We start from the raw sequence: 18,557 nt of genomic DNA on the forward strand, positions 1-18,557 counted from the left end.
CAGAGTACAATTAAGAGGCGTGCGGGATAAAGCATTTTTCCTCTTCAGGTTGTCTAAACTTTTTGCCTAGTCCCCAAGTTTTGAGATTGATCCTAATAAACTTTGCATAAAAAAAGCGTCACTTAAAAAAGATAACGCATATTTATATTTTATATGAATTTTTTTTAATCCAAATGCATATTGTCGATCAATCTTACACCATCTACCATCACAACGATAAACGCTCTGAAATTTCTGTCTTTATAAAAGAAATCTGTTTCCTTTAGAGTTTCTTCGTCTGCAATAAGGAAATACTCCAGCTGCATGCCTTGCTGGTGATCCATAATATCCTGAACTCTTGCTTTGATCTCCGGAATCGTTACAACTCTGAACCAATCATTAACCTTATTTAAGGTCTCAAAAATAACCTTTGAAGCCTCTCTTCTGTCTTCATGAAGTCTCTGGTTTCTCGAGCTTAATGCTAAACCATTTTCTGCTCTATAAATAGGAACACCTTTTATTTTTACGGGAAGTTGTTTCTTTTCGACCATTTTTTTGATAATAGCCAATTGCTGGAAATCTTTTTCGCCAAAATAAGCGTTATCTGGTTTCACCTGATTGAAAAGCTCTTCTACAACAGTTCCTACACCGTCAAAATGCCCGGGTCTGGATTTTCCTTCCATTTCATTCTCTAATCCATCATAGTCATAATGTTGGCTTACTGCTTTATCAGGGTAAATATCTTCTACATTTGGAATGTAAACCGCATCCACAAGCCCTGAATTTTTTAAAATTAATACATCTCTATTAATGTCTCGAGGATATTTTTCCAGATCTTCTGGATTATTAAACTGAGTAGGGTTTACAAAAATTGAAGAAATGACAAGGTCGTTTTCTTTTCTAGCTGCTTCATATAGGGATAAATGGCCATTATGCAAAGCCCCCATCGTAGGTGCAAAACCTATCCTTTTACCCATTTCTTTCTGTCTTTCAATGAAATCCTGAAGTGTTTTTTTGTTTTTTAGAACTTCCATAGTTTATTTTAATAGCAATTCAAAAATACTAAAAATATCATATAATAAAATGCATTTTTAACAATTTGGAAAAGGGAATTATCGTAAAATAATGTTAATTAAAATAATGTTGGATGTTTTTTTGTAATTTTGCACATTAAAGCATTTTTACAAAAATTAGATAGAAGTTTATGCCGAATCAAAAAATACTGTACATTACTACAGAGATGTATCCATATCAAGAAGACACGAATATGGCTGCAGTGGTAAACAAAATGGCACTTAAGATGCACCAAGAAGGCAATGATGTAAGAGTTTTTATGCCAAGATTTGGACAAATAAGTGAGAGAAAGTTCCAGTTACACGAGGTCATACGCCTTTCTGGAATGAATATTATTATTAACGATCTAGATCAACCTTTAATTATTAAAGTAGCGTCTCTTCCGGGGGAAAGACTGCAGGTTTACTTTATAGACAACGAAGAATACTTCAAAAGAAAACAATATTATTTTGATGATGAAGGTACTCCTTTCGATGATAACGACGAGAGAGCAATTTTCTTTGCAAGAGGAGTAATTGAGACTATCAAGAAACTAAACTGGGTTCCTGATGTAATTCACCTTAACGGCTGGATGGCTTCTTTCGTTCCAATTTACCTTAAAACGTACTACGAATCTGATACTTATTTCAAAGATGCAAAAATCGTTCTTTCATTATACAATGAGAAAGATGCACCTTTTGATAAAAATATAGCTGATAAACTGAAATTTGATAATATTTCTGGATTAAAAGCGTTAGATAACCCAAGTGTTCAAAGTTTTGTAATTGAAAGTATGAACTATGTAGACGCTGTAGTAAAAGGAGACGAATTTTTGGATGGAGACCTAGACAAAGCCTTCAACGAAACATCAACTCCAAAATCGGAATATCTCGATGTGGATTCTATAAACCAACTTTATTAAAAAACACATTTTAATGACTTATAATATTAAAAAAGCTTTCGCCATTCTTTCTTTGGCGATTTTTGGAAGTGTATTGCTTTATAATTGCGAACCCGATCCGGATTCTTTAGGAGAACAATTATTCTTAGACGGAGCTGCACAAGGCAAGGAGGTTTCTTATCCTGTTATTGCCTATAATATTAATAATAATGACAGTATCAGAAGTGATGCTTCTAAATTAGGGTATGCAACTTTGGGTGCTGTAAAAGATGCTCAGTTTGGTAAGCAAAAAGCTTCTTATTATACACAGTTGAGACTTCCGGCATATAGTCCTGATTTTGGAACTAACGCAGCAGTGGATTCTGTTGTTTTAGTAATTAAGCCAACGTATGCTTCGGATTCTATTACAACGACTACGAATGAAGATTACATATATCCGGATGGAAGTGTAGCTGCTAAAAAAGTTGTAAATACGTATCCCGCAACTAAATACGGAAGAACAAAATCTCCAAAACTTACGATTAGAGTAAATGAGGTTACTGAATTCTTAAATGGTCCTGCGGATATAGCTTATTCAAACAAAGCTTATACTATTGGACAGGAAATTGGAACTAAAGATTTTACAGGAACGGTTAATTCTGTAACTATTACTAAAGATTCTGATGCTTCTTCTTTATTTACATCAACTACAGGTTTTAGAATTCCTTTATCTCCAAGTTTCTTTAAAACTAAAATTATTGATAAAAAAGGGCAGCCTGAACTTAGTGATGTGTCAAACTTTATCAGACATTTTAAAGGAATAAAGCTTTCTGTTGATGAAGATGATGCTTATTTGATACAATTTGCTCCTAATGATATGGAGTTAGTGATGTATTATAAAAATGATAAGACTGAAAACGGTACTACAACAAGACCTCAATCAACTTATACATTTGCTTTAGGTTCTGCTAATGCTCATATAGGAAATTATGTTTATGACAGAACTAACACGCCTTCTGGAACTGTAGCTTCAGGAACTGATCCAATAAATGGAGATGCAAGATTATATGCTCAGGGTATGGGAGGAGCTTCAATAGGAGCTAAGCTTTCTAATGATGCAATTGTAAAGCTTAAAAAATTGTATCAAAATGATAAAGCGGCGATTATCAGTGCTAAGATAAGACTATATACAGATGGTACTAATTGGACAAATCAATATGCAAAACCTAAAAACTTTACAATTGTTCAAAGAGATAAAGGTACTGATGGTAAGCCGACTACAGCATTTACTGCAGACTTACTTAATTTGACAGGAGCTAATAATTTTGCAATTTACAGAGCTTACGATTTAGACAAAAATCCAACATACTATGACTTTACAGTTACAAAATCTGTGAAAGATATTATTGAGGGAACTCTTAGTGATGATGCTATTGCAAATAAATATTTTAAAATCGATTTAGGTAGTTTCTTAACTACATCAGCAGGTAGTTTGGCAGGATACCAATATACATCAACACCATATGCTGTTGATAGAGCAGTATTTATAGGATCTGATTCTTTAAATCCTAAATACGCTCAGTTAATAATCATTTACGGGACAAAATAAAACTTAAAAACACTTGATAAAATTATGTGCGGAATAGTAGGATATACAGGTTTTCAGGACGCTTACGATATAGTAATCAATGGTCTTAGAAGATTAGAATATAGAGGATACGATAGTGCAGGGATCGTTCTGGAAGATAAAAATAACAAGCTTGAGGTTGAAAAGACAAAAGGTAAGGTAGAAGATCTTGTTAATATTGCCAGCCATTTAAAAGGAACGGCGACAATAGGAATGGGGCATACACGTTGGGCAACTCACGGTGTTCCAAGCGATAGAAACTCTCACCCTCATTTGTCTAATAACAATAAGATAGCAATCATTCATAATGGTATCATTGAAAATTATGATACAATTAAAAAAATGCTTTCTGAAAAAGGATTTACATTTAAATCTGAAACAGATACTGAAGTATTGGTAAATCTTATCCAATATTTTATGGATCTTAATGTAGAAATGGATTTTCCAACAGCTGTAAGATATGCGCTTAACGAAGTATATGGTGCATATGCAATTACAGTAATGCATGAAGACTATCCTGGAGTATTGGTTGTTGGAAGATTGGGTTCTCCATTAGCTATCGGTATCGGTGATAAAGAATATTTTATTGCTTCAGATGCTTCTCCTTTCGTAGAATTTACAAAAGAGGCTATCTACTTAGAAGAAGGTCATATGGCAACTATTTCATTGGAAAATGGAGTAGACATCAGAACAATTAACGATAATTCTAAAATTGAGCCTGAAATTCAGAAACTTAAAATGAGTTTGGAGCAGATTGAGAAAGGTGGTTACGAGCACTTTATGCTTAAAGAGATTTTTGAGCAGCCAAAATCTGTGCAGGATACAATGAGAGGTCGATTAATCGTAGAGGAAGGCGTAATTAAAATGGCCGGAATCTGGGATCATGTTGAAAAATTCAAAAATGCAAACAGAATCATCATCATTGCTTGTGGAACTTCTTGGCATGCAGGTCTTATCGGTGAATATCTTATCGAAGAGTATGCAAGAATCCCTGTAGAAGTGGAGTATGCATCAGAATTCAGATACAGAAACCCGATTATTACGGATAAAGATGTGGTAATTGCGATTTCTCAATCTGGAGAAACAGCTGATACTATGGCTGCCTTAAAACTTGCTAAAGAAAGAGGTGCATTTATATATGGTATATGTAATGTTGTAGATTCATCTATTGCCAGAATTACAGATGCAGGTTCATATACTCATGCAGGACCGGAAATTGGTGTGGCTTCTACAAAAGCATTTACAGCTCAACTTACCATTCTTAGTTTAATTGCGCTTAAATTAGGTAAACACAACGGTAACCTAGGAAACGCTGAATTTATGAGCTTAATTGCTGAATTGGATGCTATGCCTAAGAAAATAGAAGATGTTCTTAATGCAACCCATGAATTAACTCAGAATATCGCAAAAGACTTCGTCGGAGCTACAAATTTCCTTTATTTAGGAAGGGGATACAATTATCCTGCAGCTCTTGAAGGTGCCCTAAAACTAAAAGAAATCTCTTATATTCATGCCGAAGGATATCCTGCTGCAGAAATGAAGCACGGACCAATTGCATTAATTGACGAAAATATGCCAATTGTTATCATTGCTCCTAAAAAAGGACACTATGATAAGATTGTAAGTAATGTTCAGGAAATTAAGGCCAGAAAAGGAAAAATCATTGCTGTAGTAAATAGAGGAGACACGCAGGTAAGCGAAATGGCAGACTATGTTATTGAGATCCCTGAGACTTCGGAATGTTTCTCTCCAATTGTTGCATCAGTACCATTACAGCTTTTAGCATATTATATTGCTGTATATAGAGGTGCCAATGTAGACCAGCCGAGAAACCTTGCGAAATCTGTAACTGTGGAATAAAAAATACTTGTAAATAAAATAAATTTAGATTTCTTTCGTTATTTCAAAAAAAATCTTAAAAGTTTCTTAAAAAAATTATATATTTACGGCTTAATTATAAAAATTAACATGAAAAGGATATTTCTTTTATTATTGTCTGCGTCAGTAGCGTCGGTATCTTGTTCAGGTGGTGGAAGCTCTTCTGTAGGGAAGCCAGGAACAAAAGGAGAATTGATACCAAGAGAAAAAACAAAATCATTTGTTGCGGAAAGACCATTCGGAATGGTGGCAATTCCTGCAGGATCGTTTGTTGCTGGTTTAGCAGACCAGGATCCAACAAATACTCCTGAAAAAGCAGCATTGAAAACTGTGACTGTCTCTTCTTTCTTCATGGATGAAGCTGAAACAACTAATGCAGAGTACAGGGTGTTTATCAACTATGTAAGAGATTCAATTGCTAGAACTCTACTTGCTGAAGCTGCCGGAGAAGGTGGTGAAGGTGGTGGTAAAGGAGCAAGCATAGGAGATTATGCATACCTTGCTAAAAAAGAAGAGAATTTAACACCATATCAAGAGTATTTAGAGGGACAAGGAGGTAGAGATGACGGAGGTTTTGATGCAAGCAAGAGATTAGACTGGAAAATTCCTTTACATTGGAATACTACAAAATATCCTGATGTAGAATATGCAGAAGTATTAGAATCTTTATATTTACCTGCTTCTTCAAGAATGGGTAACGAAAGAATCTTAGATGTTAGTAAATTAAAATATAATTATCAGTGGGGAGATATGGATGCTGCACTTGCTGACAACGAGAGAGGTGTAAACTTCCTTAAAAGCGAGAGTATTGCAGTGTATCCGGACACTACAGTTTGGGTAAAAGATTTCCACTTTGCTTATAATGAGCCATTGTTCGAACAATATTTTTGGCACAAAGCTTACAAAGATTATCCTGTTGTCGGGGTAACTTGGGACCAAGCCAGAGCATACTGTAACTTCAGATCTAAATTGAAAACTGATTACAATGAAAGCTTAAAAAGAAGAAAACAAAGACCATTGAAGTTCCGTCTTCCAACAGAGATCGAATGGGAATATGCTGCAAGAGGCGGTATGCAAAATGCTACTTATCCTTGGGGAGGACCTTATTTAATGGATGACAGAGGTTGTTACTTAGCAAACTTCAAGCCAAAAAGAGGTAACTATATGGAAGACGATAAAAAAGGTACTTATACATATGCCGCTCCAGTAAAGAAATTTAAGAAAAATGGATTTGGGTTATTTGATATGGCCGGAAACGTTTCTGAATGGACAGAGTCTGGATATAATAATTCTTCATACGGCTTCTCTTCTACTTTAAATCCTTCAACTAAAGGTAAAACTGATACTAAGAAATCTGTAAGAGGTGGTTCTTGGAAAGACGTAGGTTATATGCTTATGACTGGTGCAAGAGATTGGGAAAGAAAAGATTCTGCAAGAAGTTATATCGGATTCAGAACTGTACAGGATATTCCTGAAGCAGCTGTTAAGCCAAGAAAAGTTAACAGATAATAATTATCGGATATTTATTTTTTCAATAACAATTTTATTTAACATTAAAAAAAACTAACTTATATGTTTAAGACTAAAGATGCTTGGATGAATTTCTTTTATTCGTTCGGTGCTGCAATTGTAATTCTTGGAGCTTGGCTTAAAATTACTCACATTACATTAGGACCAATCAATGGTAACATAGCTCTTACCGTGGGGCTTATTACTGAGGCAATTATCTTTATTATTTTCGCTTTTGACCCTCCAAAATCTGAAGAGTCTTATGCTTGGGAAAATGTTTACCCAGAATTATTAGATAAGCATGCAAATCCAAACCCAATCCATTCAAATATATCTTCTAAAAATGGAGCTGCTCAATTTGCGGAATTAGAAAATTCTCTTTCTACAAAATTGGACAAGATGCTTGCCGATGCAAAATTAGATGTTCAGTTATTTGATAGACTAAGAACAGGTATTGATAAATTTTCAAACTCTGTAGACCAGATCAATCAAACTGTTGACGTTTCTGCTTCTACTCATAAGTATAATGACCAGTTAAATAAAGCGGCTACACACATGGAGAGCATGAATGCTCTATATGTAATGCAGTTGGAAAACGGTAAAAGACAATCAGAATTTGCTAATAAATATGTTGCAGATATGCAAAAATCTGCTGAGCAGTCAGAGAAATTTAATCAGGAATTACAAGGTTTAACATCTAACTTAAATAACTTAAACAGAGTTTATGGTGGTATGTTAACTGCTATGAAGTCATAATTTCCTAAACCATTTCTAAATTTTAACTACTTAATCAAAAACAACAGAGAATGGCAGCAGGAAAACAGACGCCTCGTCAGAAGATGATCAACCTTATGTATTTGGTGTTCATCGCTATGATGGCCCTAAATATTGATGCAGAAATCATCAGATCATTTTATGATTCTACTAAAGCACTTAACGAGACTCGATTTTTAACTGAAAAGAAAAACGAGAAAATTTTCGAAAGAACCTTAGAGGCAAAAGCTCAGCAAGTACCAGATACTTACGCTACGCCTTGGGAGCAGTACAAAGTCTTGAAATCTAAAGTAGATGTCTTAGTGAATTCAGCAGAAGAGATTAAAAATAATCTTAAAAAACAATCTGAATTTCACGAAAAAGATAAAACTGGAAAAGATATTGATGTAAGCGAGAATTTCGCAGCACTTAATAATAATGAAGCTACAATGATTTACTTCTTTAAAGATGGAGACGAAAACTCTCCGACAAAAGGAGCAATGGATTTGAAAGCTAAAATGGATGATGTAAGAAATTATATTTCTGCAACTTTTGGGAAAAATCCTCAATTAAAGGATTTGGTTGATAGAGCGAACGCATCTATCGTTGCTGATTATCCTCAGGGAAAATCTCCAAATGGTAAAACTTGGTTTCAGAATAAATTCTATCACCAGTCACTTATCGCAGCAATATCAAATCTTGGAATTATTCAGAATGATGCAAGAAACGTACAATCTGATGCATTAGCATTATTGCTTCAGGAAAAAGTAGATGCGAGCATCAAGTTTAATAATTATGAAGCTATTGTTTCTGCACCTACAGATATTCAGTCCGGTAAAAAAGGTGAAGCAGTTATTATGCTTGGAAGTTATTCAAACAGTAATAAAATTAAAATTAACGGCGTAAGCAGACAAGAAAACGGTAAAGGATACATTCCTTTAAATACTGGAGGACTTGGAGAACACAAACTTAATGGATCTATTACTTTAACGGATGCGACAGGAAAAGCTCAGAACTTCCCGTTCACGCATACTTATAATGTAATTGCTGGTCCACAAGAAGTAAAACTTGAAAAAGGATTATTACTTTCTGCTGATAAGATGAACGTAATGTATAGAGGACTTGAGAACCCTGTTTCAGGATCAATCTTAGGTGCTGATAATTCTAAACTTTCATTATCTGCTCCGGGTGCTACAGTAAGAAGTACTGGTCCAGGAAAATGGATTGTTAGTCCAAGCTCAGGAAATACTGTTAAATTAACATTATCAGGTAAAAATCCTAGTGGACAAAGTGTTTCTCAGGTGTTTGAATACAGAATTAAAAATGTACCGCCACCACAAGGACAAATGAGAGGTCAGAACGTATTATCTATGCCTGCAACTTCAGTACCTAACCAGTCTGTACAAGCAGCAATACCGGATTTCGACTTCCCAGTTTCATTCACTGTTAATCAGTTTATGGTAAAAATACCTGGTAGAGCAGCATTATTGATTAAAGGTAGCAGCTTAGATGACGCAGCTGGATTAGTGAAAAACTTAAGATCAGGAGACGTAGTTTATATATTTGATATTAAAGCAACGGCTACAGGTCTAGGTAATCAGCAGATTAAGAATATATCTCCTATCGTTATCAATATTAATTAATTTTAATAAGTTTAAAATAGTATTATGAAAAAATATATAAGCAGTCTTTTAGTTTTAGTTTCGGGGTTTGCATTTTCCCAAACTATTCTAAACGCTTCTTCTCCTGAGGAGTTTAGACAGATGAGAGCTGAGAATAAACAAAAAGTTGGAGATACTATCGTTGACAAAACAGTGAAGCCTTTGGAATATGGTTTTGTAGATGATAAAGATATCTTAAAAAGTATGTTTGTTTGGGAGATTATTGATATGAATGATAAGATCAATCAGCCATACTATTATGATAATCCGGATGGATTATTGGCTACTCAAACAAGATCTTTATATCAATTGTTACTTGATGCAGCTATTACTGGAAAGATTCAGGAGGTATATGACGACGAGAACTTTGTAACTAAACTTTCTCCTGAAGGAATTCAGAAGAGATTAGAAAGTGTAAGAGTCTCTGATGCAGCTATTGATATTCTTAACTCGGGAAGACAACTGACTGAGCAAGAGAAGAAAGAATATACAGATATCTTTAAAACAACTACAGATAAGGTTAAGGTTCTTAAAATTATGGGTATGTGGTTTATCGATAAAAGAGATGGACAAATGAAATACAGACCTCTTGGTATCGCAGCAATGGGTCCAGATCCGGCTGTTCAAGGCAGAACAGGACCAGACGGACAGCCGTTGGTTGGAGCTGATGAATTGATCGATTTGTTCTGGGTTTATTATCCTAGTGCAAGAGATGTTTTAGCAAATAACTTTGTTTATAACAGAAAGAACTCATCTGCTGACCTATCATTTGATGATTTATTGAATGCAAGAAGGTTTTCTTCTGTAATCTACAAATCTTCAAGCGGTTTAGGAGATGGAGTTATCAAAGACTATATTCCTAGAAATGCTGATGAGCAGATTGAAGAAAGCGACAGAATTAAGGAGCAAATTCTTCAAATGGAAAATGATATGTGGAATTACTAAATTTCACTTGATATTTATAGAAAACCTGAGTACTTTTACTCAGGTTTTTTTATTATGAAAAAGGTAGATTATATAATTGTAGGAGATGGATATGCGGGGCTCTTTTTTGCTCATCAATTAATAAAGAATAATAAGTCGTTTGTACTGTATTCGGATGGGAAAAAGAGTGCTTCCCAGATTTCTGCGGGGATTATTAATCCCGTAGTACTTAAGAAATTCACAACCTTTTGGAAAGCTCAGGAACAGATAGATTTTCTTAAAAATTCTCTTAAAGAAATTGAAACCTATACTGGCAGAAATTATTTAATTGAAGCTCCTATCCACAGGATTTTCCACGACGAAAATGAACAGAATCTTTGGCTTAAAAAATCGGGAAATGAAGATTTAATTAATTTTTTAGATAAGGATTTTAAACATTTAGATGTAGTAAAAAATTCTTTCAGTACAGGAATGGTTAATCAATCTGCAAGGCTTGATGTAAATAGTTTTTTCACCGATTTCTTTAGTTATTTTGAACAAAATTCTCACTTAATAAAAGAGAAATTTGATTATACTAAATTGAATACATCCGAAAATACCTATAAGAATGTCAGTTTTAAGAACATCCTTTTCTGCGAAGGAATGGGTGTGAAAGATAATCCCTATTTTTTTGACATTGCTGTAATTCCGAATAAAGGGCATCATATTAAAGTAAAACTTTCTACTCCGATTTCTGAAAATATTACGATCAAAAAGAAACATTTTCTGTTTCCAACTTATAACGGTTTATATTTTTATGGCGGTACTTACGACAGAGAACAGTTGCATCATCACATAGACGATTCTGCAGTTGAGCAATTGGTCAAAGGATTATCGGAATTTTATCCCTACGATTTTGCAGTTGAGGAAGTAAATTTCGGTTTTAGGCCTACTGTGAAGGATCGGAGACCGATTATCGGGCGACACCATCAAAATAAAAACTTATACGTTTTTAACGGCCTTGGAGCGCGCGGAATTCTGAACGGCTGTTACTTTTCAAAAAGTTTATATAATTTTATTGAAAATAGTATTCCTTTGGATGAGGAGGTATCTTTGGATCGATTTCAATAAAGCTGATAGCTTAAATATAAAATGGGCGAAGAATTGAAATAAATCTTCGCCCAATCTTAAAATATTAATTAAAATTGCTTCTTAGTAATATTAAGCCGCAAATATTTTCTTCCATTTGGTGATTGTATTCCGGCTCATTCTCAGGTCTCTTGCCAACTCTGAATTATTCAGATTGTTTTTCTTCTGAATTTCCAATATTTCAATCACAGTTTCTTTGTCGTAAGATCTATGAGATTGATTGAATATTTGAGTTTCTTTATCCTCGGTCCCGAATATTTTTTCATTAAGATTAAGAATATCCAAACTGGATAATTCTTTTTTATTCAATATGTTTTGGCACTCTTTTTCTTTTTCAGGATATTTCATCTGTATCATATCATTGAAGATCCTTTTATAGTCCGGCACGTTTGAAATGTTCTTGTCCATAAGGTTACTATTTTCCGTCATTACTATTTATTTTATACTTGGCGATCCACTTATATAAAGTGGTTTTTGGTATTTTATATTCTTTTATAACCTGCGTTTTTGTTTTCTTTTTAGTTTCAATAAGCTCTATTATAAAATCAATTATTTCTTTGGTGTAAATATTTTTTCTAAACTGAGGTAGACTTGTTTTTTCTAATTTTGAATGATTAGATTTTGATGATGACTGTGGTGAATAGAGAATTAAATGCTGAGAATATATTCTGAAAAAATCATACTCAAGCAACTTACTCCATTTTAATAAGTGATCAGAATCTAAAGAATCACTCCTGTACATTCTATTAATCAGTAGCTCATCACAGTTGAAGAAATTACAAATTCTGGAAATATTAATATTGCATTCTGTAACTCTTTTCTTTATTAATGATCCTATATGTATGTTTTTTAAATTATGCATAATGCAAATGTTAGTAAAAGTGTTTTGAAAATTATAGAATAATATTCTCAAAATAATTTAATGGGTTGATAGCTAAAAGCTCTAGCAAATTTATAATAGATTAATGGTAAATCTATTACTACAATTATACTTGAATTTTGTAATAGATTAATTTGCAGGTTTTTATGTATTTATTAGATTTAATGAATGAGTATTTTTTTGCCAATTAATGATATAATTTCGCTCTATTTTTGTTATTCGCCCTGAAAATATCAGAGTGAATAAATAATGTAAGCTGAGTATTTATTCATTAGGAATTACTGTAATTTCATTTAACCAAACTCTTTTAGAATTAGTGTGACCTCATTAATATGAATGTGTTTAAATCTCTTTTAAAATAAAAGGATGCAGATACGTCAATTTCAAATCGGGATGACTTTTTAATATCAATATATCTGCAAGCCTTTCTAATTTGCTTACTTCGAAAAAAAATTTCACAAAGACTAAACTTGTAAGCAAATTTTAATAAATCGGATTATATAATATCTTAAAAAAATAAGAGTGTTTTTCTTGAAAATTAATAATATTTAAAAAAAGGTAGTAAGCTTACTTGTAGTTCACTTACTACCAACCCTTATTATAAATAAACTTGTAGTTTTTCTTTTAAAAAAGAGGAAGCAAACACTCATATAAATTGGGATGAGTCTTTATATTAAATATTTGCATTCCTACTTCCACTTCACTCTAATTAAGTTGTAAATTATTAATAAAGTAAAATTTAAAATAACCTTATTATGTCTTTCTATTAATTTTTTAATTTTATAAAATAGTGAGTGTTTTATTTGGGTTACACTCACTATTTAATTCCTTATTAAGCTAAGGAAACAAAATTTGTGTTTTGAAATACTAACTTGAATGTGGTACAAATGTATAGTCAATTTTTGAATAATATGGTACTGCAAATTTACTTACTGTATTTACTTATTTGATTTTTAGACGTTTATGTTTTGTTGAGTAGTAGTTTTGACGTAAGGCAAAATAATAGTTTTGAGGAGTTATTATCTGGAAAGTCACAAAAAAACCTTCGAAATATTTCATTCAAAGGTTTAAAAATTCTTTTTTAGCAAAGAAACTATAGCTCCATCATCCATTTATTAAGATCAACATCAGACGGAAGGTCTAGTTTTTTTCTCAATCGGTATTTTCTTGATTCAATGGTACGGATTGAAATGTTTTTGTATTGCGCAATTGTTTTAGTGGAAAGATTAAGCCTCAAAAAAGCGGAAAATCTTATATCATTTGCCGAAAGGTTAGGATATTTTGTCGTCAAAGTTTCATAAAACTCGGGATATACTTCCTTGAAACGCGTCAGGAAAAAGGGATCATTGGTCATGGCAAGTTTAGATAAATCTTCAAAAGCTTCGTTGAGTTTGCTTTTTAGCTCATCCGTTTCGTTCATGGTTTCGATAATTATTTCTTCAGCATGTTTCTGCTTTTTGATGTATCTTCTTGTGAGGATGATAACGACAACAATTGCTGCTGCTACAACTCCGGATATTAAGATAAAATATTTTAATCTTTCACTTTTTTCTTTCTCGTTTTCCGTGTGGATGATCTTATCGACCGGTATTTTCAAAGCTTCTCTTTCAGATCTAGCGATGCTGTCGTTAATGTTGGAATATTTTTGAAGATATTCATTCTTTTTCTCGATATCATCAAGAGAATCATAGGTAATGGAAATCAGTTTATAGACATTTTTAATATCACTTTTTCTCGAAATCTGTTTAGAAATGGCCAGAGATCTAAGATAATAATCCAAAGCTTTCTGATAATCTTTTTTTGCAGTATGCAGTTTGCCAAAAGTAAGGAGGGTCATAGATTTTTGATAATGACTAAAATCACCACTCATTTGGCTTGCTTTATTTAGGTAATATTCGGCGGAATCTGTTTTTTTATTTTTAATAAAATTTTCAGCCATATAAATATAAGTAAGTGGCTGAACCGCCATTTTTAGACGTTTTTTCAATGTAGAATTGATAGAATCTGTATCACGAAGTTCTTCAAAATTAGCTATTTTCCAGGTGTAATAAAAGTATAAAAGTTTTTCTCTTTCCTTTCTGTCAGAGATTTTTTTTGCAAAGTAAATAGAAGTATCAAGGCTGGCGTTAGACTGATCCAAAAGCCCAAGAGAAGCATAATTTCTTGCATATTCTCCATACATTCTTGCGCACAGAGTAGGATTTTTTATTTTTCTTAATTCTGTTTCTGCATTTTCCAGATATTTCAGACTTTCTTTATATCTGTGAAGGTTCCAGAACAGGCCGCCGATATTAATATAAGCTGCTATTATACCGTTCTTATTATTTTTCTTTTCGTAGTTTTTTATTGCATTATTATTAAGTTCTATGCTTTTCATAATGTTACCTTCTGTTCTGTATTTTTCAGAGAGGCTGTCGAGCTCTTTTATAGAATATACTTGTGCATCATAGTTGCCTATAAATAATAGGACGAGAACATATAATGTTTTTTTAACGTGGGATTTTAAAAACATGACTTGTGGTTTTGCAATACAAAAGTAGTTTTTATAGTATATTATTGTATGATTTACAGATATAATTTATTATTATTTATTTGTTCTTAATATAAATTGAATTGTTTTTATCTGATTTTTAGATTCATTCTTTAATTTGAAACAAAAAAAGAGGGAGGATCACTTAAAATTGGAGATCAAAATTAAGTGTCCGCATTCTCTTTCAAACTTATTTTTTAAGACTTTATGAAGTCTTTTTTTTCATTTCATATAAAGATCATTCATCTTAAAAAAAAATAGAATGCAGGTGCTAACACCGGATTATGGATCATGAGTCAGGTTCCTGCATTTCTATTCCCACTTTACTATTACTATGAAGATGTTTTTTTCAAATTCTAAAATAGGACGCAAATAAACAATGTAAAAAGAGATGAGTTTCTTCATTGATAATTATCTGTGCTTCCTATTTCCATTAAATAATTATATGTTGGATGATGGGTTAAAAATTTTAAAAAGGACATTTACATTCAGTAAGGCATCATTAAGGCAAAAATAGATGGCTGATTTTTCTATAGACCTTTCGATTTGGGGGAACACTAATAATAAAACACAAATAAAAATCAATACATTCTATATTTTGTCTTTACATATATTAGATTGTGTTTTTAAAGATTGTTTTTCATTATTGCTATGCCTTAAAAGAATGCAAATGCCTGTTTGAAAAATGTTTTTTCCACTTGGTAACCGAATTTCGGCTGAGTTTGAAATGGTTGGCTAATTGGGTGTTGTTTAAGTTGTTTTTATCTTGGTAATCAAGTATTTCCAGAATGGTATTTTTGTCGTAAGAACGGTGCATCTGGTTAAAAACGAGGGTTTCTTTATCCTTGATTCCGAAAATTATATTGTTGAGTTTAATTACATCAAGCATAGAAAGATCTGCTTTTTTTAAGATAGTATTGCACTGATCTTCTTTGTGAGGATGATCTCTTGCTATAATATCAGTATAGATTCTTTTGTAGTTTGGGGTTACTCTTTTCATGTTGTATTGTTTTAATAATTAGACTGTATTTTTATTTTTTTCTCCAATTCGTGGTTTCTGTATTTTACGATCCATCGGTGAAGCGTTGTTTTCGGGATACCATATTGATCTATTATTTCGCTCATATTTTTCTCTCCCGATTGTATCAATTCTACCATAAAATCTATAACTTCTTTAGTATAAATATTTTTTCTAAATTGCGGGAGCGCACTGGTTTTTTCTCTGTCTGCACTGTAAGCATTACTTGGTGGCGAAAAAAGAATAAGGTGTTGTGAGTATATTCTGAAAAAATCATATTCTAATAACTTGCTCCATTTCAGCAGAATATTTGCTTCTAGACTTTCAGATTCATACATTTCTTCAATTTCTTCTTCTGTACAGCTGAAAAAATTACATACTCTGGGAATTTCTATTTCGGATTCAGTAACTCTCTGTCTAATTAGATTCCCTACATCGATATTTTTAAAAGACTTCATAACATTATTATTTAGAGTTAAAAAACTGTTTTTGTTCCTGTAAAACTTTAAACAAATCTATGGGGTGAAGATTTAAAATGGTAAAAAATAGGTGTTAATTGGTGTTAATAAGAGCCCTTTTATTTACTGTAAAGTATTAATTTTAATTTTGTAAATGTTTTATTTATAGTGAGTTAGTTGTTGGTAAGTGTTAATTTTTCTTTGAATAATAATATTTTTCAAGTCATACAGAATTATTACAAATTGTTTATTTTTTTTAGTTCTTGGGGGTGAAGTTTGGATAAATTAGGGAAGTATTATGGTTATTTTATCTAAATAATCGATGGCAAGAATTATTATAAAAAATAGTTTTTTTTACTATGTAGAACTGCTTTGATTGTATTTTATAATACAGTTTTTAGTGTTTTAAAACTAACTTTCTTATTTTGGGATATTAGAAGAATTAAGTGATTTTTACTTGCTATTTTTTTCTATTTTAGAGTATGTGTAGAACTGCAATACTTTCTTTAATATTATTTTTTTTCCTGTATTCATGTCATTCTCAGAATGATAATGAGTATTTCTGTAAACTTGATAAAAAATTTACAGCAACTCGCAACGATCGCGAGAAAATTTATAGTCTATACATTAAAGAAAACGAAAAATATAAAAAAACACTCGATCTAAAATACCTCATCAGCAGCAAGTACATTGAAATGTTTCTTTACTCTGGTAACAGATCCAAAAAAATATCTTTGATCTACGAATTATTAAGGATTAATAATGATGAATACGATTATATAACCACGGCCTGTAACTTTAATCTGGCTCTTGAATTTGAGCAGGCATCTCCAAAATTATGCTTGCAATTTTTAGATGCTGCTATAAAGATTGAAGAAAAGTCTAAAAAAAAGACGTTTTTACCACATTTGTATCATATGAAGGGAAGGTGGTATTTTGATCATAAAAATTATTACCTGGCCAAATTGTATTTTGAAAAAGCTTTGAAAAGCTTTAGTAAAAAAGACACTTTATATATTGCTTCTATGTATAATAATTTTGCCCTTTGTGATATGAATATGGGGAAATTAGACTCAAGTATTAAGCAGTCTGAATATGCTGCTGAAATTTTAGATCGTGAAGCAAATCCCAACGATGAAAATGTCTTTTTTAGATATGTATTGACAGGAAATATCGGAACCTGCTATTTTCGTAAAAAAGATTATAAAAATGCTGAAAAATTTTTAACAGAGGAGCTTAATTTTTATAGAAAGAATGATAAATATGTTGTTAATATTGTTCGTAATGCCGGAGAATTATTTTCACTTTATCAAATTACGTCTCAAAAAGATAAAGAAAAGCAACTTGCAGATATTCTGATTACAGTTATTCCTAAAATGAAAGATCTAAACTATAAAATTAAAGCTTGTGAATTTTTACAGGCCTATTATGATAGGAATGATGATTTAAAAAATGTTAGATTTTATTCTTTTAAGCTATTAGATCTTAATAAAAGTTTTAGGATTGAGACTGTTAAAGATTTAGATGATATTTCTGATATACTGAATGGTTATATTATTAAAAATATTAATCAGGAATATGATTACAAAATTGCAGATCAACGAAAAAAAAGTGCTTTAATGATCGTTTTGTCAAGTATTATAATTGTATTTTTTATCAGAGCCATTTTTAGAATAAGAAAAAGAAATAAGGAAGAGAGGTATCTTCTGGAAAGCCAGAATACCCTTTTAGAAAACAATAAAGAAGACCTTGAAAAAGATATAGAGCTTCAGAAAGGAAAAATTAAAAATCTGCATCTCAACCTCAATTTAAAAATAGAGACTGAAAAAGCATTCTTAGAAAATCTGAAAAAAATGAAGAAATCTAAAAATATTAATGCGGAAGAAGCTGTGAAGGATTTGTTTTTCAAGATCAATAATCTTCTTCAGATTGATCAGAAAAATAATGAATTTGTAGGCGAAAGTTCTGAAGAGACCAAACAGTTTATGCAAAACATTTCCGAGAGATTTCCTTTTTTAACAGAACCCGAATTAAAGCTCTGTGTTTATTTCAGATTAAATTTATCATCCAAAGAAGTTTCTCTCTTAGAAAATATTACTCCGGGAAGTGTAAGGGTGTATAAAACTAGGATAAAATATAAAATAGGGTTAAATAAAGAAACCGATTTAAATTTTTTCCTGAATTCAATTAAATAAAATCTACTGTAATTGAAAAAAAGCTTTGTATTCTTTGCGTTTGAAAAATATTATTAAAAGTGAATATTCATAAATAATTTATTT

The 18,557-nt window shown here is 31.9% G+C and carries 15 protein-coding genes; 9 read left to right on the forward strand and 6 right to left on the reverse strand.

What is annotated here, in order from left to right:
• Nucleotides 1–164: 164 nt before the first annotated feature.
• The gene (panC, locus tag BT156_RS09290) at nt 165–1,013 is read right to left on the reverse strand and encodes a pantoate--beta-alanine ligase (RefSeq protein ID WP_072409444.1); all 849 of its coding nucleotides are present in this window, start codon (nt 1,011–1,013) and stop codon (nt 165–167) included.
• Nucleotides 1,014–1,183: 170 nt separating this feature from the next.
• On the opposite strand from panC, the gene BT156_RS09295 reads away from it, so the two are divergent.
• The 8 genes from BT156_RS09295 (at nt 1,184) to BT156_RS09330 (ending at nt 11,374) form a co-directional block, all read left to right on the forward strand.
• Complete coding sequence (locus BT156_RS09295) at nt 1,184–1,954, forward strand: glycogen/starch synthase (RefSeq protein WP_072409446.1); 771 nt, start codon at nt 1,184–1,186, stop codon at nt 1,952–1,954.
• Nucleotides 1,955–1,967: 13 nt separating this feature from the next.
• Nucleotides 1,968–3,521 (forward strand): DUF4270 family protein, encoded by a 1,554-nt coding sequence (locus BT156_RS09300; RefSeq protein WP_072409448.1) that lies wholly within the window; start codon nt 1,968–1,970, stop codon nt 3,519–3,521.
• A gap of 24 nt (nt 3,522–3,545) precedes the next feature.
• Nucleotides 3,546–5,399, forward strand: a complete 1,854-nt coding sequence (gene glmS, locus BT156_RS09305) for a glutamine--fructose-6-phosphate transaminase (isomerizing) (RefSeq protein WP_072409450.1) — start codon at nt 3,546–3,548, stop codon at nt 5,397–5,399.
• Nucleotides 5,400–5,507: 108 nt separating this feature from the next.
• A complete protein-coding gene (porK, locus tag BT156_RS09310; RefSeq protein ID WP_072409452.1) occupies nt 5,508–6,926 on the forward strand; it encodes a T9SS ring complex lipoprotein PorK/GldK in 1,419 nt (472 codons plus the stop codon).
• 63 nt (nt 6,927–6,989) lie between these two features.
• Nucleotides 6,990–7,682, forward strand: coding sequence for a type IX secretion system motor protein PorL/GldL (gene porL / locus BT156_RS09315; protein ID WP_072409454.1), 693 nt, complete (start codon nt 6,990–6,992; stop codon nt 7,680–7,682).
• Nucleotides 7,683–7,732: 50 nt separating this feature from the next.
• Nucleotides 7,733–9,322: a type IX secretion system motor protein PorM/GldM gene (gene porM / locus BT156_RS09320; protein WP_072409456.1), complete on the forward strand. Its 1,590-nt coding sequence runs from the start codon at nt 7,733–7,735 to the stop codon at nt 9,320–9,322.
• A gap of 24 nt (nt 9,323–9,346) precedes the next feature.
• Nucleotides 9,347–10,285: a type IX secretion system ring subunit PorN/GldN gene (porN, locus tag BT156_RS09325; RefSeq protein ID WP_072409458.1), complete on the forward strand. Its 939-nt coding sequence runs from the start codon at nt 9,347–9,349 to the stop codon at nt 10,283–10,285.
• A 54-nt stretch (nt 10,286–10,339) separates the two neighbouring features.
• Entirely contained in the window at nt 10,340–11,374 is a 1,035-nt protein-coding gene (locus BT156_RS09330) for an NAD(P)/FAD-dependent oxidoreductase (RefSeq protein ID WP_072409460.1), read from the forward strand.
• Between the two features lie 90 nt (nt 11,375–11,464).
• On the opposite strand, the gene BT156_RS09335 is transcribed toward BT156_RS09330, so the two are convergent.
• From BT156_RS09335 to BT156_RS09355, 5 genes are all read right to left on the reverse strand, one after another.
• Complete coding sequence (locus tag BT156_RS09335) at nt 11,465–11,800, reverse strand: transposase (protein WP_072409754.1); 336 nt, start codon at nt 11,798–11,800, stop codon at nt 11,465–11,467.
• Between the two features lie 7 nt (nt 11,801–11,807).
• Complete coding sequence (locus BT156_RS09340; protein WP_072409462.1) at nt 11,808–12,254, reverse strand: transposase; 447 nt, start codon at nt 12,252–12,254, stop codon at nt 11,808–11,810.
• A gap of 1,111 nt (nt 12,255–13,365) precedes the next feature.
• Nucleotides 13,366–14,784, reverse strand: coding sequence for a tetratricopeptide repeat protein (locus tag BT156_RS09345; RefSeq protein ID WP_072409464.1), 1,419 nt, complete (start codon nt 14,782–14,784; stop codon nt 13,366–13,368).
• Nucleotides 14,785–15,451: 667 nt separating this feature from the next.
• Nucleotides 15,452–15,802, reverse strand: a complete 351-nt coding sequence (locus BT156_RS09350) for a transposase (protein ID WP_072409466.1) — start codon at nt 15,800–15,802, stop codon at nt 15,452–15,454.
• A gap of 11 nt (nt 15,803–15,813) precedes the next feature.
• Nucleotides 15,814–16,278, reverse strand: a complete 465-nt coding sequence (locus BT156_RS09355) for a transposase (RefSeq protein WP_072409468.1) — start codon at nt 16,276–16,278, stop codon at nt 15,814–15,816.
• Nucleotides 16,279–17,012: 734 nt separating this feature from the next.
• On the opposite strand from BT156_RS09355, the gene BT156_RS09360 reads away from it, so the two are divergent.
• Nucleotides 17,013–18,473 carry a transcriptional regulator gene (locus BT156_RS09360; RefSeq protein WP_139255446.1) on the forward strand — a complete coding sequence of 487 codons (1,461 nt, stop codon included), beginning with the start codon at nt 17,013–17,015 and terminating at the stop codon, nt 18,471–18,473.
• Nucleotides 18,474–18,557: the final 84 nt, after the last annotated feature.

Source organism: Chryseobacterium limigenitum (genome assembly GCF_900114875.1).
Classification (GTDB): Bacteria; Bacteroidota; Bacteroidia; order Flavobacteriales; family Weeksellaceae; genus Chryseobacterium; species Chryseobacterium limigenitum.

Bases quoted from the DNA above. Each gene is read 5' to 3' on its own strand.
- panC (WP_072409444.1), bottom strand. From the start codon at position 1,013: ATGGAAGTTCTAAAAAACAAAAAAACACTTCAGGATTTCATTGAAAGA.
- BT156_RS09295 (WP_072409446.1), top strand. From the start codon at position 1,184: ATGCCGAATCAAAAAATACTGTACATTACTACAGAGATGTATCCATAT.
- BT156_RS09300 (WP_072409448.1), top strand. From the start codon at position 1,968: ATGACTTATAATATTAAAAAAGCTTTCGCCATTCTTTCTTTGGCGATT.
- glmS (WP_072409450.1), top strand. From the start codon at position 3,546: ATGTGCGGAATAGTAGGATATACAGGTTTTCAGGACGCTTACGATATA.
- porK (WP_072409452.1), top strand. From the start codon at position 5,508: ATGAAAAGGATATTTCTTTTATTATTGTCTGCGTCAGTAGCGTCGGTA.
- porL (WP_072409454.1), top strand. From the start codon at position 6,990: ATGTTTAAGACTAAAGATGCTTGGATGAATTTCTTTTATTCGTTCGGT.
- porM (WP_072409456.1), top strand. From the start codon at position 7,733: ATGGCAGCAGGAAAACAGACGCCTCGTCAGAAGATGATCAACCTTATG.
- porN (WP_072409458.1), top strand. From the start codon at position 9,347: ATGAAAAAATATATAAGCAGTCTTTTAGTTTTAGTTTCGGGGTTTGCA.
- BT156_RS09330 (WP_072409460.1), top strand. From the start codon at position 10,340: ATGAAAAAGGTAGATTATATAATTGTAGGAGATGGATATGCGGGGCTC.
- BT156_RS09335 (WP_072409754.1), bottom strand. From the start codon at position 11,800: ATGGACAAGAACATTTCAAACGTGCCGGACTATAAAAGGATCTTCAAT.
- BT156_RS09340 (WP_072409462.1), bottom strand. From the start codon at position 12,254: ATGCATAATTTAAAAAACATACATATAGGATCATTAATAAAGAAAAGA.
- BT156_RS09345 (WP_072409464.1), bottom strand. From the start codon at position 14,784: ATGTTTTTAAAATCCCACGTTAAAAAAACATTATATGTTCTCGTCCTA.
- BT156_RS09350 (WP_072409466.1), bottom strand. From the start codon at position 15,802: ATGAAAAGAGTAACCCCAAACTACAAAAGAATCTATACTGATATTATA.
- BT156_RS09355 (WP_072409468.1), bottom strand. From the start codon at position 16,278: ATGAAGTCTTTTAAAAATATCGATGTAGGGAATCTAATTAGACAGAGA.